Origin of the sequence: Streptomyces sp. NRRL S-1813, assembly GCF_000719605.1 — a bacterium.
GTDB classification, from domain to species: Bacteria; Actinomycetota; Actinomycetes; order Streptomycetales; family Streptomycetaceae; genus Streptomyces; species Streptomyces decoyicus.
Genome location: NZ_JOHB01000010.1, coordinates 147,717 through 161,330, shown reverse-complemented (window position 1 = coordinate 161,330; position 13,614 = coordinate 147,717). Strand labels below are relative to the sequence as shown.

At 69.6% G+C, this 13,614-nt stretch carries 13 protein-coding genes; 5 read left to right on the top strand and 8 right to left on the bottom strand.

The features are described from left to right. Positions 1 to 20 precede the first annotated feature (20 nt). From IF67_RS40340 to IF67_RS0117365, 4 genes are read right to left on the bottom strand one after another with little or no spacing between them, the layout of a single operon-like run. Positions 21 to 740: a hypothetical protein gene (locus IF67_RS40340; RefSeq protein WP_051818177.1), complete on the bottom strand. Its 720-nt coding sequence runs from the start codon at positions 738 to 740 to the stop codon at positions 21 to 23. Further along, complete coding sequence (prs, locus tag IF67_RS40335) at positions 724 to 1,809, bottom strand: ribose-phosphate diphosphokinase (protein ID WP_051818174.1); 1,086 nt, start codon at positions 1,807 to 1,809, stop codon at positions 724 to 726. Before prs ends, IF67_RS40340 begins: the two co-directional genes overlap by 17 nt. Continuing rightward, the gene (locus IF67_RS0117370; protein ID WP_051818171.1) at positions 1,806 to 2,480 is read right to left on the bottom strand and encodes an HAD family hydrolase; all 675 of its coding nucleotides are present in this window, start codon (positions 2,478 to 2,480) and stop codon (positions 1,806 to 1,808) included. The genes prs and IF67_RS0117370 overlap by 4 nt, the downstream gene beginning before the upstream one ends. Then, positions 2,477 to 3,058: a TIGR00730 family Rossman fold protein gene (locus IF67_RS0117365; RefSeq protein ID WP_234341175.1), complete on the bottom strand. Its 582-nt coding sequence runs from the start codon at positions 3,056 to 3,058 to the stop codon at positions 2,477 to 2,479. The genes IF67_RS0117370 and IF67_RS0117365 overlap by 4 nt, the downstream gene beginning before the upstream one ends. A 206-nt stretch (positions 3,059 to 3,264) precedes the next feature. On the opposite strand from IF67_RS0117365, the gene IF67_RS0117360 reads away from it, so the two are divergent. Both IF67_RS0117360 and IF67_RS0117355 read left to right on the top strand, forming a co-directional pair. Continuing rightward, positions 3,265 to 4,233: a LacI family DNA-binding transcriptional regulator gene (locus IF67_RS0117360; protein ID WP_030986621.1), complete on the top strand. Its 969-nt coding sequence runs from the start codon at positions 3,265 to 3,267 to the stop codon at positions 4,231 to 4,233. A 62-nt stretch (positions 4,234 to 4,295) separates the two neighbouring features. After that, positions 4,296 to 5,495: an MFS transporter gene (locus IF67_RS0117355; protein WP_030986619.1), complete on the top strand. Its 1,200-nt coding sequence runs from the start codon at positions 4,296 to 4,298 to the stop codon at positions 5,493 to 5,495. A gap of 78 nt (positions 5,496 to 5,573) precedes the next feature. Here IF67_RS0117355 and IF67_RS0117350 read toward each other — a convergent pair whose 3' ends face one another. From IF67_RS0117350 to IF67_RS0117335, 4 genes are all read right to left on the bottom strand, one after another. After that, positions 5,574 to 6,884, bottom strand: a complete 1,311-nt coding sequence (locus tag IF67_RS0117350; protein WP_051818168.1) for an MFS transporter — start codon at positions 6,882 to 6,884, stop codon at positions 5,574 to 5,576. Between the two features lie 92 nt (positions 6,885 to 6,976). Next, a complete protein-coding gene (locus IF67_RS0117345; RefSeq protein WP_234341173.1) occupies positions 6,977 to 7,555 on the bottom strand; it encodes a nitroreductase family protein in 579 nt (192 codons plus the stop codon). A 13-nt stretch (positions 7,556 to 7,568) separates the two neighbouring features. Beyond that, positions 7,569 to 8,546 carry an arginase family protein gene (locus IF67_RS0117340; RefSeq protein WP_078889481.1) on the bottom strand — a complete coding sequence of 326 codons (978 nt, stop codon included), beginning with the start codon at positions 8,544 to 8,546 and terminating at the stop codon, positions 7,569 to 7,571. 138 nt (positions 8,547 to 8,684) lie between these two features. Beyond that, a complete protein-coding gene (locus IF67_RS0117335) occupies positions 8,685 to 9,269 on the bottom strand; it encodes an isochorismatase family cysteine hydrolase (RefSeq protein WP_030986609.1) in 585 nt (194 codons plus the stop codon). A gap of 265 nt (positions 9,270 to 9,534) precedes the next feature. Here IF67_RS0117335 and IF67_RS0117330 point away from each other — a divergent pair, with 265 nt between their 5' ends. From IF67_RS0117330 to hypF, 3 genes are read left to right on the top strand one after another with little or no spacing between them, the layout of a single operon-like run. Then, positions 9,535 to 10,248 (top strand): DUF3865 domain-containing protein, encoded by a 714-nt coding sequence (locus IF67_RS0117330; RefSeq protein WP_030986607.1) that lies wholly within the window; start codon positions 9,535 to 9,537, stop codon positions 10,246 to 10,248. Positions 10,249 to 10,276: 28 nt separating this feature from the next. Next, positions 10,277 to 11,287: a hydrogenase expression/formation protein HypE gene (gene hypE, locus IF67_RS0117325; RefSeq protein WP_030986606.1), complete on the top strand. Its 1,011-nt coding sequence runs from the start codon at positions 10,277 to 10,279 to the stop codon at positions 11,285 to 11,287. After that, positions 11,287 to 13,605 (top strand): carbamoyltransferase HypF, encoded by a 2,319-nt coding sequence (gene hypF, locus IF67_RS0117320; RefSeq protein WP_030986604.1) that lies wholly within the window; start codon positions 11,287 to 11,289, stop codon positions 13,603 to 13,605. The genes hypE and hypF overlap by 1 nt, the downstream gene beginning before the upstream one ends. Positions 13,606 to 13,614: the final 9 nt, after the last annotated feature.

Sequence of the window (13,614 nt, the reverse complement as noted above, 5' to 3'; positions counted from 1 at the left end):
GGATGAGGGGGTGCCCGAGGTCAGGCGGGCGAGAGGGCGGTGAGCGCCAGGGCCAGTTCGTCCAGGCGGTTGCCGTTCGGGCCGCGTCGCGGGAAGACCGTGCTGCCCAGGACGAGTTGGCCGGCCCCGGCGGACACCAGCCGTGCGACGGTGTCCGGTCCGACCGCCCCGTCGGCTTCGACCCGCTGGACGATTCCGCGGGCGCGCAGCTCGGCGGCCTCGGCGAGGGTGAGCAGGGCCTCGTCGCGGAACGGCCGTCCCACGCCGCCCGGTTCGACGCTCATCACCGTCAGCTGGGCGGGGGCCAGCTGCTCGATCAGCGCACGGTCCAGTCCCTCGCCCGGGTCGATGACCAGGCCCACCTCGGCGGGCCCGGCGGCGATGCGCTGCAAGCAGGCCAGGACCTGGGGGGTCACGGTGCGCTGGTGGACGCAGATGGTGGCTGCCCCGCGTGCCGCGGCCTGCTCCAGCAGGTCACCGGGGCGTGCCAGCATCGCGTGGACGTCGATCGGCAGGCCGCAGGTGGCCGCCAGGTCGCTGATGGTCTCCAGGGGCAGTCCGACGTTCCGGGCGAAGGCCGGGTCGATGAGGTCGACGTGCAGCCGGCTGATCCCCAACGTCCGTAACTGTGCGACGTGTTCACCGAGCCGGGTCTGGTCGAGGCAGACCACGGACATGGACAAGGCCGGGCTCAGCGTGTTCGGGGGAGCGGTATCGAGCAGCTCAGTGGGAGCCTGCATGTGCGGTGGGCCTTTCCGCTAAAGGAGAGTGGGCAGGGAGGACTTGTTCGGCGACGGCGTCGGCGATCAGCGGGAGGACGGCGGTGATGTCGACACCGGGGATACGGGGGCGGTGGCCCGCCGCGTCGGTGGTGAGCACGCGGTGCAGCGTTCCGTCCCGCAGGGCAGCGGCCAGCCGCTGTTCTCCGGTGGGGGTGGGACGCAGATGGGTCGCCGCGCAGAGCACCTGGCACCCGTCGGACTCCGCCCGTGCCAGCCGGGCCACCGCCAGCATCGTTCCCGCACTGGTGATCAGGTCGTCCACGATGATGGCGCGGTCGGCAGGGCCGGGTGCGGACGAGGTGAGGGTCGCGGTGACGGAGTCCGGGCCGGTGCGGCGTTTCGTGGCGGTGATCACCGGAAGCCGTAGCCGGTCACCGAGCCGGCGGACCTGGTCGGCGGCCCCCGCATCAGGGGCCACGAGCACCGTACGGCCGGGCACGACCCAGGGGTGCACCAGGGACATCAGCGCCGCATCCGGGGGGAGTTGCACCAGGTCCATCGGCTCGCCGAGTCGTCCGAGACGGTCCTGGGCGCCCGAGGCCAGGGTGATGAGCTGGTCGATACCGGCCGTCGCCGCGAGCTGTGCCAGCAAGCCGGCCATGATCGGGCGGCGTTCGCCGGGTACGTGCCGGTCGTGGCGCGCATAGGCGAGGTGCGGGACGACGGCGGTCACCCTCCGGGCCCCGTGCTCCCGGTAGGCGCGGGCCACGGCCAGCAGTGCCATCGCCGACTGGTCGACCTGCTCGGCGGGTCCGGTCAGGGACTGGTGGATGATCACGTGCGCCCCGGTGGGGTCCCCGGGCAGGTCCACACACAGCTCACCGTCGGGGAACCGCCCGTCGACCCGTCCGTGTGTCCCGGTGGTCAGGCCCCGTCGGCTCAGGGCGTCGTGGAGGGCGCCGAGCCCGCCGGGGAAGTCCTCGGCGAAGGACCGGCAGACGGCGGTGACGGTGCCGGCACCGGGAGCGGGCGAGGCGGCCGTCGTGGAGGAGGGTGCGGCGTGGCCGGGCGGGTGGTGCGCGCTCATGAGGTGAACTCCGCGTCAGGGCAGACGAGGCGCAGCGCCCCGCGCAGATCGTCGCCCTGGTAGTGGTGCGCGGCCAGCGCCGTGAGGGCGGGGGAGGCATTGACGGCGACCGTGCGCCGGAGGGTGCGAAAGAGCGGCAGGTCGGATGTCGAATCACCGAAGGCGATGACGTCGTCGGCCGTGATGCCCAGGTCGGTCCGAAGTTTCTCGACGATCAGCGGCTTGTCCTCGGGGTTGAGGATGTCGTCGGGGTAGTCGGACGCGAAGATGAGGTCGAAGCCGTCGAGACACTCGGCGAACTCCCTGTGCGACATCGTGACCAGGACGGTTGTCGCCCCGTGCGTGCGCAGCCACGCCAGACAGTCCTGGATGCCGTGGAGGAAGCGTGCGGCGTCGAACGCCTGGCGGTAGACGTTCTTGCCGCCTGCACTCCAGCACCGCAGAGCGCTGACCGCGAAGGCGCGGCTGTCGATCTCGCCCCGGCCGTACGCCGCTTCCAGGTCGTGTATGTCCGTGTGCCTGCCGACCACCCGGGCGATCTCCCGGCACGAGGTCGTCTCCGGAAGCAAGGTGCCGTCGAGGTCGAACACGGCGAGTGCCGGGGCGGGGGGAGGGGCACCGGAGGGCCTGGAACGGGCGTCCGTGGCAGCCGGGCGGGGTGCCGTGGTCATGCCTCCGCCACCTCTTCGAACAGATGCGGCAGCGCACGGTGGCTCGCGAGCCGGGAAAGCAGGACGTGCGGATCGTCTTCGACGATCACGTTGCCGAGGTAGCGCCGGTGCACGAAGCCTTCGTCGGCGGCGTGCTCCAGGAACCTCAGGAGCGGGGTGTAGTAACCGTTGGTGTTCAGCAGGGCGCACGGCTTGGAGTGCAGTCCGAGCTGGGCCCAGGTCAGGACCTCGAACAGTTCCTCCGCGGTGCCGAAGCCGCCCGGCATCGCGACGAAGGCGTCTCCCAACTCGGCCATCAGCGCCTTGCGTTCATGCATGGTCTGGACGACGCGAAGGTCGGTGAGGGCGGTGTGCGCGACCTCGTACCGGACGAGGCTCTGCGGGATCACTCCGGTGACGCGGCTGCCGCCGAGGAGTGCCGCGTCCGCCACGCACCCCATCAGGCCGGTGGAGGCCCCGCCGTAGACCAAGTTCATTCCGGACCGGGCCAAAGACTGACCTAATTGACGTGCTGCGTCGGCGTAGGCGGGGTGCTCTCCGAGTGAGGCTCCGCAATACACGGTGACGGCCGATTCCATTGACATCTCCATGCGCCGAATGTCGCTGACTGTTATCTCTGGTTGAGCAACCGCATCATACGTATGATGTGCGCTACCAGATCATACGTATGATGTCCGGCGCAAGATCTAACGGAAGCTGAACGTCCGCAGTTCGCACAAGAGTTGAGGGACCGTTGTCTGAAGGACTCCACAGGGCAGGGAACGCACCGGTTAACGCGCATCAAATGACAAGCAAGGACTTGGCACGGACGCTTGGCGTGTCGCAGACCACCGTCTCGTTGGTGATGGCGGGAAAGTGGCGTGGTCGCATCTCGGCCAAAATGGCGAAGAAGGTCCTCGATACGGCGGCCGATATGGGTTATCGGCTCAATCTCTCGGCGCGCAATCTGCGATTAGGCCGGACCGGCACGGTGATGCTGGTCGTGCCGTCCCTGACGAACCCACATTTCGCCGATGTGCACAGCGGAGCGGCCCGCGTCGGTGCCGACCACGGGATCGGGGTGATCGTCTACCCGCTCCAGGGCGAGGACGGGAAGGGGCCGTTCCCCTCTCCCCGGCAAGCCATCGACGGCGTTCTCGCCTGTGCCGTATCCGCCGGGAGCATCGACGTGCTGCGGGACGGCGTCGCCATGGTCGCCCTCGACAGCGACCCGGACGCCGGCATCTGTTCGGTCACCATGGACGTCGGCGCCGGGATGCGCTCCGCCGTGGACCACCTCGTCCGGCTGGGGCACCGGGACATCCTGCATGTCCGCGCGGAGCGTGACGCCTGGACGTTCGCGCAGCGCGCCGAGGCTTTCGGCAGCCGGCTCGGGGCGCACCGCCGCGTGCGGGGGCGGAGCCTGGCCGTTCCCTTCGACGGTGCGCGGGCGCGGGAACTGATACTGGCCAGGCTGCGCGACGACAGCTCGGTGACGGCAGTCATCTGCGACGACGACAACCTGGCCGCCTGTGCCTACTCCGCCGCGCACGGCCTCGGGCTGTCCATCCCCGGCGATCTGTCCGTCATCGGATTCGACGACCTGCCCCTCGCCTCCTTGATGGTGCCCGCCCTGACGACGGTGCGCCTTCCCGCCCATGAGCTGGGGCGCCTGGGCATGGAGCAGTTCCTGCGCAACGACACCGTGATGGCCAAGACGGTCATGCCGGTCGAGTTCGTCGAGCGGGCCTCCGTGGGGCCACCACGGCACTGACGGGCCCGCCGACGCCCCTGACACGCACGCAGTACCTCCCCGCCGAAGGAGTTTCTTCTTTCATGCCCCTGGCAATCCTCGCCCTGGCCATCAGCGCCTTCGCGGTCGGCACGACCGAGTTCGTGATCATGGGCTTGCTCTCGGATGTGGCGGCCGACCTGTCCGTCTCCGTGCCCGTGGCCGGCTATCTGGTCTCCGGCTACGCCCTTGGCGTCGTGGCCGGTGCGCTGCCGCTGGCCGCCTTGACCACCCGTTTCCCCCGTCGGGCTGTCCTCGTGCTCCTCATGGCCGTCTTCGTCGTGGGCAACCTCCTCGCGGGTGTCGCCCCCGGGTACGGCTTGCTGATGTCCGCCCGCGTGCTGGTATCACTCGCCCACGGGGCGTTCTTCGGCGTCGCGGCTGTCACCGCCGCGGACCTCGTCGCCCCGGCCCGGCGGGCGAGCGCCATCTCCCTGATTTTCAGCGGCATGACCGTCTCGACGATTCTCGGGGTACCGCTGGGAACGCTTATCGGCCAGCATTTTGGCTGGCGGACCACTTTTCTGAGCGTGGCACTGATCGGTTTCGTCGGACTCCTCAGCATTCTTGTACTGCTGCCCGCGCAACCGCGCCCCTCGGGCGGTGGTCTCCGCGCGGAATTGGGTGCTTTCCGCCGGAAACAGGTGTGGATCACTCTCACCGTCACCATGCTGGTTTCCGCAGCGATTTTCGCCTCCTTCACCTACATCGAGCCGATGCTTGTCAAGGTCAGCGGTTTTGCGCCGAGTGCCGTCACGGTGATTCTCATGCTCTATGGCATCGGGATGTCCGTCGGAAATCTTCTGGGCGGACATCTTGCCGGTAAATTCCCGGTCGCAACGCTGCACGGCACGCTCATCGTGTTGGCCGTGCTGCTCGCGGTCTTCGCCTACAGCATCCATTTCCGGACACCTGCTGTGATCACCCTGACGCTGCTGGGATTGTGCGGGACCGCCGCGATTCCCACGTTGCAGCACCGCATCATGCAGGTGGCTTCCGAGGCGCGCACTCTCGCCTCGGCCGCGAATGTCGCCGCGCTCAATGTCGGCAATGCACTCGCCGCCTGGCTCGGCGGCGCCGCCATCGGCGCAGGCTTCGGCTACGCCTCGCCCAACCTGGTCGGTGCCGTGCTCGCCGTGGCCGCCACCCTCCTCGTCGTGGTGGCCGACGTCACCACCCTTGGGCGGGACCGGAAGAGGACGGCGCGACGAGCCGACGAGCAGGTGCACACTCCCGCTTCATGACGGTGACGGTGTACGGCCGCTCCATGACGGTGTTACGGCCCGCTCACGCGGGCCCGGCCACGGGGGCCCGGCAGCGGATCAGTCGGCCGGAGCCGGGGCGACCGCTGCCTTCTGGCGCGGCGGCCGGGTGAGCGCGGGGGTCACCAGGCCGGTGAGCGCGAGCAAGGCCGCCAGCCCCGCCCAGCCGGCCGGGCCCACGTCCACGACGGCCATCACCAGCACCGCCGGCCCCGCAACCGTGCACCCGGTGGCCCCGAGTTGGTAGACGCTCAGGTAGTAGGTGCGCTGGGCCTCGGGGGCGAGCCCGTAGGAGATCCCCCAGCCGCCCGCCGACTGCCACAGCTCGCCCAGTGTCAGCGCGACCGCGGCGAGCAACAACAGGACCGTGGCCGTCAGTCCGTCCACGGACCGGGTGAACGCGACGAGCACGCAGAACGCGGCCAGCGCCAGCCCGGCGAGCCGCTGCTTGCGGCCCGCGCGCTCGAGGTCGTCCCCGCCCTTGCTGAGCCGAATCTGCAACATCACCGCCATCACGGTGTTGAGGGTCAGCGCCACACCCACGAGGGCGCGCGGCGCATCGGTACGGGTGACGACCCACAGCGGGAAGGCCACGGACAGGATCGGCATATGGGCGTACAGGATCCCGTTCGTGACGGACAGCAGCAGGAACCGCACGTCCCTGAACGGCAGCAGCTTCGACCCGGCCGACTCCTTCGAGCGGTGATCCACCGCCCGGCGCGGCAGTCGCAGTCTCAGCAGCAGCATCCCCGAGACGAAGAATCCCAGCGCGTTGAACAGTACGAAGACGACATAGGCGCGAGGGGACGCCCAGGTGATCACGGCCGTGGCGGCCAAGGCCGAGAGTGCGTACGCGGAGTTGCGGGCCACCGCGACCACGGCCATGGCCTCCACCATGGAGCCCTCCTCGCTGGTGGCTCCCGCGACCGACTGGATGATGGGCATCGCGGCCCACTCCACCGCGCCGACCAGACAGGCCACCACAAGGAACAACCCGAAGTCGTCGACCAGGGGATAGACCAGGAACGCCGCGGCACGCCACAGTTGCAGCGCCACCAGGACGGGCCCGTCACCGAACCGGTCCGCGAGCCAGCCGATGGGAATGGCGCACACCAGTCCCACCAGGCCGGCGATCGACAGCCCCAGTCCGACCTGCGCGTTGGTGAGCCCGATGACCTGTGTGTAGAAGAGCGCGGAGCCCGCGAGGAAGATGCCACGGCCCGCGGCGTCGACGAAGGCGACCAGCAGGAAGGTGCGGGCCGCCCGCCCCGGAGGAACGCTGCGTGCCGCGCGCCGGGCCCAGGCGGCCGGGCCCTGCTCGGGCGGATGCGGCCGTTCGTGCGACGGCGTCAACTCGTCACTGGGTTCCACTGGTGCGCTCTGCCTTTCTCATCCGGTCGGGACCGGCTGGGTCGAGTCTTCGGGCGGTCCTCGCCGACCGGGCGCCCGCTCGGCCCACGCGGTCAGGGACCGGCGACGTCGCTCGCCTTCGAGGCCGTGGCGGCCGCGCCGGGGAAGGCCGAGACCTTGGCCGCCACGTCCTCGCGGGGCCGCCGCAGGAGCCGCGCCTGCTCGTCGGGCGTGCCGATGTCCAGGGAGCCCAGCACCCGTTCGGCGGGCGACAGCCCCAGGAGTTCACGGACGCCCTCACTACGGCACAGCGCTCCGGTCCGCCAGATACTGCCGTAGCCGCGGGCATGCAGCAGCATCATCATCGCGTACACCATCGAGCTGGTGCCCGCCAGTTGCTCCCACTCCTGGACGCGGTGGTCCAGACGCGGCATGAAGATCAGCACCGCCTTGAGCGGAGAGCGCAGCATCTTCCGTCTGGTCCGCTCCTGCCGGCCCGGCGGCGCCTCGGCGGCCAGGCAGTCGCCGAGTGCCTCGCGGCCGTCGCCGCGCAACAGGACCCACCGCCACGGCCGGAGCGAGCCGTGGTCGGGGGCGGTGGCCGCGCCTCCCAGCAGATAGGTGAACTCCGCGTCGGTGGGGGCCGGGGCGCTGAGCAGATGGCTGCTGCGCCGCGTCAGGATGGCCGTCATGACGTCCAAGGCGTCACTCCTCGGGGAGTCGGGGCGGATTCGCCACGGGGTGTCCGGGGGATGGCGGTGCGCCCGGTCCGTGGGTTCGGGCCGCGATGCGGGCGAGGTACGCGGTGGTGAGGGCCATGACCGCGTGCCCGGTCATGCCGCCGACGTCGTGGGCCGGGGCGAACTCCACGATGTCGTAGGCCAGTACGGACTCGGGCAGGTCTTCGATGAGGCCGAGCAGCTCACCGGTGCCGATCCCGCCGGCGACCGGCGTGCCGGTGCCGGGTACGCACGAGGCGTCGAGCACATCGATGTCGAGCGTGACGTAGAAATGGCCGACCCGCTCGCCGATGTCGGCCAGATGTCGCCGGTAGCTCTCCCGGGCCGCCCGGGGATCGTCCGCGAAGTGCGCGGCCCGGACCTCATGGATGCCGTGCTTCTCGATGAAGGCGGTCTCGCCCGCGTCGTAGGCACGGGTGCCGACCAGCAGCACGTTCTCCGGGGCGACCGCGCCGTCCTCGATGATGCGGCGCAGCGGCGAGCCGTGGGAGATCCCGGACCCCTGGTAGCCGTCGAGCACGTCCGGGTGCGCGTCGAACCACACGAGGCCGAGGCGCCGGCCGGTGCCCGCCGCGGCCACGATGGGATAGGTGACCGAGTGGTCCCCGCCGTAGGTCAGGACGGGCACCGTGACCTCGCGGAAGACCTTCTGGTAGACCTCGGCGAGGTGCGCGATCGACCGGGGGAGGTCGAACCGCCAGGTCGGGATGTCGCCGAGGTCCCGCAGCCGCACCGCCGAGGCGTCGCGGCCATGACGGTCGGTCGTCTTGAGGCGGGGGGTGAGCTCCCGCACCCTGGCGGGTCCGAGCGAGGCGCCGCCCGCACCGCCCGCGCCCCCCTCGAAAGGCACCCCGATGACGAGGAGATCGGGTTCCTGCTGTGCGCCAGGGGGCAGCGCGAGCCCGTTCCAGGCGTGGGCCCCCGCTGACACTGCCACGTCCATCGGACGCCTCCTCAAGGATTGCGCGCGGGAGCCTTCGACAGGAGCCGGGCACGATCACGGTGCCGGCGACGGGCCGGGTGTGCTCCCGCGGTGTGCGGTGGAATTGCGTACCCGGCCGTCCGAGCGTTCCGACAGGTCTCAGGGAAGCGCCGCAACGGAGAAGTCGAAGTCCTCCTTGCTGCCGATGCGCCGGGCCACCTCGGCCATCGGTGCCACCACGGCGCAGTAGGACGCCAGCCATTCCAGGGCCCGCGTGCGGTCCTCCTCGCGGGTGGAGACGACCCCGTCGGAGGGCACGACCACGTTGTAGCCGCGGAAGTGCGCGTCCGCCGCTGTCGTCTGGATGCAGACCTGCGCCTGCATCCCCGTGATGATCACGGTGTCGATGTCGTTCTTTTGCAGGTAGTCGTGCAGGTCCGTCTCGAAGAAGCCGCTGTCCTTCTTCTTCTCCATGACGAGGTCGTCGGGGGCCACGAACTCCGGGAGCAGCTCGGCCCCGCGGGTGCCGCGCAGCACGGGGATGCGCCCGTCGTGGTACTCGATCTTCTTGTCGTCCTCGTCGTAGACCAGTTGCAGATGGATCACCGGGACCTGAAGCTCCCGCATCCGGGCCAGGAACTCCTGGAACGCAGGGGTCATCTCCTGCACGTTCGCCTTGCGCTGCTCGTTCTTGTCGACCAGGTCACGCTGGAGGTCGTTGGTGAGGATTGCGTATCGAGGCATGTGACTTCCCTGGCTTCGGGAGTGGGGGTTCCGGGTGTAGTCGGCCAAACGACGGCGAGCGTAGTCATACGAATGACCTGTTCGCAACAGATCGGCTCTTTCCCGCTGTCAAACATGAAGCTCAGAAGCAGAGTTGAAGCTCTGGCTTCCTCTTGTTCTTCAGTCATGCGTATGACTAACCTGCGACACAGCAGGCACCGGGCCACCCCGGGTGCCTGCTGTGTCGCACGTCCCCTTCACCATCATCAGAGAGAAGAGGCTTGCCATGGCCGAGCGCCTGTCCGTGCAGATCGACGCCGAGAACGACGCCTTCACCAACGCGGTGAAGGACCAGCTGTTCAAGGCACTCTCACAAGCCGAGACGGAATCGCTGGAGTGGCTGGTGATGGAGCATTACCAGTTCTCCTTCGCCAACAAGGTCCTGCTCCAGAAGGCCGTGGACTGCACCAAGAAGCTGGCCGACGCCGGCGTCTCGGTGGAACTTCAGCGCAACGTGGACGAGGAGGACGGCCACGCCCCGATGTACAAGAAGGGCATGCTGGAGGCGGGTACCGACATGGACAAGCGAGTGGAGTTCCCCCCGACGACGCGGTTCCTGGCGGAAGTCGACGCGCTGTGCGCCCCCGACCCCTCGCGCGCGCTGGGCTCGCTCTACGCGACCGAGACCGCGGCGATCTTCGAGCACGAGGTCCTCTTCGAGATCTGCAAGGAGATCTGCGACCGTCGCGGGTTCGCCTACGAAGGCAGCCTGATCAAGCGCTTCCACGACATCCACCTGGAGGACGGCGTGGAGCAGGGGCACAAGGACGGCCTCGCCGCGTTCGTGGACCTCGGCCCGGACGCCGCGGACGGCGACGGCGAGCCGATCGACATGGACGAGGTCCGCAAGGGCGCCCTGGAGGCCATCCGCATCATGCGGGTGTGGTGGGACGCGCTCCTCCAGAAGTCTCTGGGACACTCCGTCCTCTCCGCCGCCTGATCCGACGACCGCAACAGGAGGCCGGCGCGTGACGAAGACCGTGGTCCTGGACCATGGAGCCGGTGGAGGGATGAGCCAGGAGCTCATCGCCGGCACCATCGCCTCGATTCTTGGCGACACCTACATCGGCGAAATGGAGGACAGTGCCCTGCTGGAGCTCCCCGGGAGGCGGATCGCCGTCACGACCGACTCCTTCGTGGTGGAGCCACTGTTCTTCGACGGTGGCGACATCGGGAAGATAGCCGTCGCCGGCACGGTCAACGACCTCGCCGTCAGCGGCTCCCGTCCGCTCTACCTCACGCTCGCGGTCGTCCTCGAAGAGGGCTTCGCGCTGGCCGACTTCCGGCGGATCCTGCACTCCGTACGGGACACCGCGGTGGCGGCGGGGGTGCAGATCGTCGCCGGCGACACCAAGGTCGTACGGCGTGGGGAGGCGGACGGCATCTTCCTCAACACCACGGGTGTGGGGGTGCTCGAACGCCCCCTGCACCTGTCCAGCAGGTCGCTGCGCACCGGGGACCAGGTCATCGTCACCGGCTACCTGGGCGACCACAGCATCCACCTCCTCTCCCAGCGGGAGGGCCTCGGCTTCGAGCATCGGGTGCGCAGTGACTGCGCGGTGCTCAACCATGTGATCGCCGATGTCCTCGATGCCTGCGGCGAGGGGGTGCGGTGCATCCGCGACGTGACCCGAGGGGGCCTGGGCACGGTCGTCAACGAGTTCGCCCAGGCTTCCTCGGCCGCCGTGCTGCTCTCCCAGGCCGACCTGCCCGTCAGGCCGGAGACCGCCATGGCCGCCGACATGCTGGGCGTCGACGTCATGTACCTCGCCAACGAGGGAAACCTCTGCCTCGTCGTCTCCCCGGAGCACACCGAAGCCGCGCTCAAGGCCCTGCACGCCCACGAGGAGAGCGTGCAGGCGGCCGTCGTCGGCAGCGTGGTCGAGGGAACGCCGGGAACCGTCCGGATGACCGGTCCGGACGGCCGTGAGAAGACCGTGGACCTGCTCTACGGTGCCCAGCTGCCGAGGCTGTGCTGATGGCGGCGGTGCGCCGTACCCTACGGGTCACCGGTTTCGTCCAGGGGGTGGGCTTCCGCCCCTTCGTCTACCGCCTGGCCACCCGGCACCTGCTGGGCGGCTGGGTGCTCAACGACATGCGCGGCGTCACCATCTGCGTCGAAGGGCCACGCGCCGCGGCGGACGCCTTCGGAGCCGACCTGTATGCGCAACTGCCGGGCCTCGCGCGTATCGACACCTGTGAGGTACTCGCCGAGGAGCCACTGCGCGAGGGGAACTCCGCCTTCGCCATCCGGCAGAGCCGCCCCGACGGCGGGTCGGGTGGGCTCGTCACCCCCGACAGCCTGGTCTGCGCGGACTGTGTCACCGAGCTGATGGACCCCGCGGACCGCCGGTACCGCTACCCCCTGATCAACTGCACCAACTGCGGGCCGCGTTACAGCATCATCAAAGGACTTCCCTACGACCGGCCGCTGACGACCATGGCCGACTTCGTGATGTGCCCGGAGTGCCAGAAGGAGTACGACTCCGCCGCCGACCGGCGCTTCCACGCCCAGCCCAACGCGTGCTGGTCCTGCGGCCCCCGGGTGCGGCTGCTGTCGGCGGACGGCACGGAGACCGGCGACGGGGACCCGGTCCGGACCGCGGCCCAGATGCTGCGCGACGGACACATTCTGGCCGTCAAGGCACTGGGCGGCTACCAGCTCATGGCCGACCCGTACCTGCCCTCGGCGGTGACCGAACTGCGCTCCCGCAAGGAGCGCAGCGCCAAGCCCCTGGCACTGCTGGCCGCCGACACCGCGACGGTCGCGCGCTACGCCCACCTCGACGCCGAGGAGACCCGGCTGCTGGAGTCCCCGGCGCGCCCTATCGTCCTGCTCCGGGCCCGCCGGAACAGCGGACTCTCACCGGATGTGGCCCCCGGATCCCCTACGTTGGGATTCATGCTGCCGACCACCCCCTTGCAGCACCTCCTGCTGGCGGATACCTCCGGCGTCCTCATCGCCACCAGCGGCAACGCCCCGGACGAGCCCATGGCCCGTACGGAGGAGGAGGCGCTCGCCACTCTCCCGGGCCTGGCGGACGCCTTCCTCGTGCACGACCGCACGATCCATACCCGGGTGGACGACTCCATCGCCCGCGTCGTGCACCGCGCGGACGGACCGGTCGAGGTCCTCCTGCGCCGGGCACGCGGTTTTGTCCCCGATCCCTTGCCGGCGCCCTTCGAGGTGCCTCCGGTCCTCGCCCTCGGGGCCGAGCTGAAGAACACGGTGTGCCTCGGATCCGGCACCTCGCTCTATGTCGGGCAGCACATCGGAGACCTCAAGTCAGCGGGAAACCAGCGGTTCTTCGCGGACACCATCGGCCACTTGCGCCAGGTCTTCGACGTGACCCCCCGCTACGTCGCGCACGATCTGCACCCGGACTTCCACAGCACCCGCTACGCCCGCTCCTGCGCGGACATGGAGCCGGTGGCCGTACAGCACCATCACGCGCACATGGCGTCCTGCATGGCCGACAACGGCCTGGACCGCCCGGTCATCGGCGTGATCTTCGACGGCACCGGCTACGGCACCGACGGCACCATCTGGGGCGGCGAGTTCCTCGTCGGCGACTACCGCGGCTTCGAGCGGGCCGGACACCTCGCGCGCTTCCGGCTGCCCGGCGGGGACAAGGCCGTACGCGAACCGGCCCGCGTGGCGATCGCGCTGCTCACCCAGTATTTCGGCCAGGACGCGGCATCTCTCCCGCTCGGTCTGCTGCGCAACCGGGACCCGTTCGAGGTCGAGGTGCTGATGAAGATGACCGAACGTGGTCTCCACGCCCCGCTGACCTCCAGCATGGGCCGTCTCTTCGACGGGTACTCCGCGCTTCTGGGCGTGTGCGAGGAGGTCGGCTACGAAGGGCAGGCCGCCATCGAACTGGAGCAGCTCATCGCGTGGGACCACACGCCGGCGACGCCGTGGCCGCTGCGGCTGGACGACGAGGACGGGTGCCTGGTCGTCGATCACCGGCCCTGGCTGGAGTCCCTGCTCGCCGGCCTGACGGACGGACGTCACAGCACCGCCGCACTGAGCCGCGCGTTCCACGAGAGTGTGGTGCACGCGGTGGTCGAGGTCTGCCTGCGTCTGTCGCGCACCCACGGTCTGCCCGATGTCGTCCTGAGCGGTGGGGTGTTCCTCAACCAGCACCTGCTGATACGGGCGGAACAGGAACTGACCGCGGCGGGACTTCGGGTACACACTCACCGGCGGATACCCCCCAACGACGGCGGCGTGTCCGTGGGGCAGGCAATGGTGGCGGCGGCACGGGCGGTCGCGACGGACGCAACGAACTGACGAGGCGGC

Bases quoted from the DNA above. Each gene is read 5' to 3' on its own strand.
- IF67_RS0117370 (WP_051818171.1), bottom strand. From the start codon at position 2,480: ATGACCACGGCACCCCGCCCGGCTGCCACGGACGCCCGTTCCAGGCCC.
- IF67_RS0117365 (WP_234341175.1), bottom strand. From the start codon at position 3,058: ATGGAATCGGCCGTCACCGTGTATTGCGGAGCCTCACTCGGAGAGCAC.
- prs (WP_051818174.1), bottom strand. From the start codon at position 1,809: ATGAGCGCGCACCACCCGCCCGGCCACGCCGCACCCTCCTCCACGACG.
- hypF (WP_030986604.1), top strand. From the start codon at position 11,287: ATGGCGGCGGTGCGCCGTACCCTACGGGTCACCGGTTTCGTCCAGGGG.
- IF67_RS0117335 (WP_030986609.1), bottom strand. From the start codon at position 9,269: ATGCCTCGATACGCAATCCTCACCAACGACCTCCAGCGTGACCTGGTC.
- IF67_RS0117330 (WP_030986607.1), top strand. From the start codon at position 9,535: ATGGCCGAGCGCCTGTCCGTGCAGATCGACGCCGAGAACGACGCCTTC.
- IF67_RS0117345 (WP_234341173.1), bottom strand. From the start codon at position 7,555: ATGACGGCCATCCTGACGCGGCGCAGCAGCCATCTGCTCAGCGCCCCG.
- IF67_RS40340 (WP_051818177.1), bottom strand. From the start codon at position 740: ATGCAGGCTCCCACTGAGCTGCTCGATACCGCTCCCCCGAACACGCTG.
- IF67_RS0117360 (WP_030986621.1), top strand. From the start codon at position 3,265: ATGACAAGCAAGGACTTGGCACGGACGCTTGGCGTGTCGCAGACCACC.
- IF67_RS0117355 (WP_030986619.1), top strand. From the start codon at position 4,296: ATGCCCCTGGCAATCCTCGCCCTGGCCATCAGCGCCTTCGCGGTCGGC.
- IF67_RS0117340 (WP_078889481.1), bottom strand. From the start codon at position 8,546: ATGGACGTGGCAGTGTCAGCGGGGGCCCACGCCTGGAACGGGCTCGCG.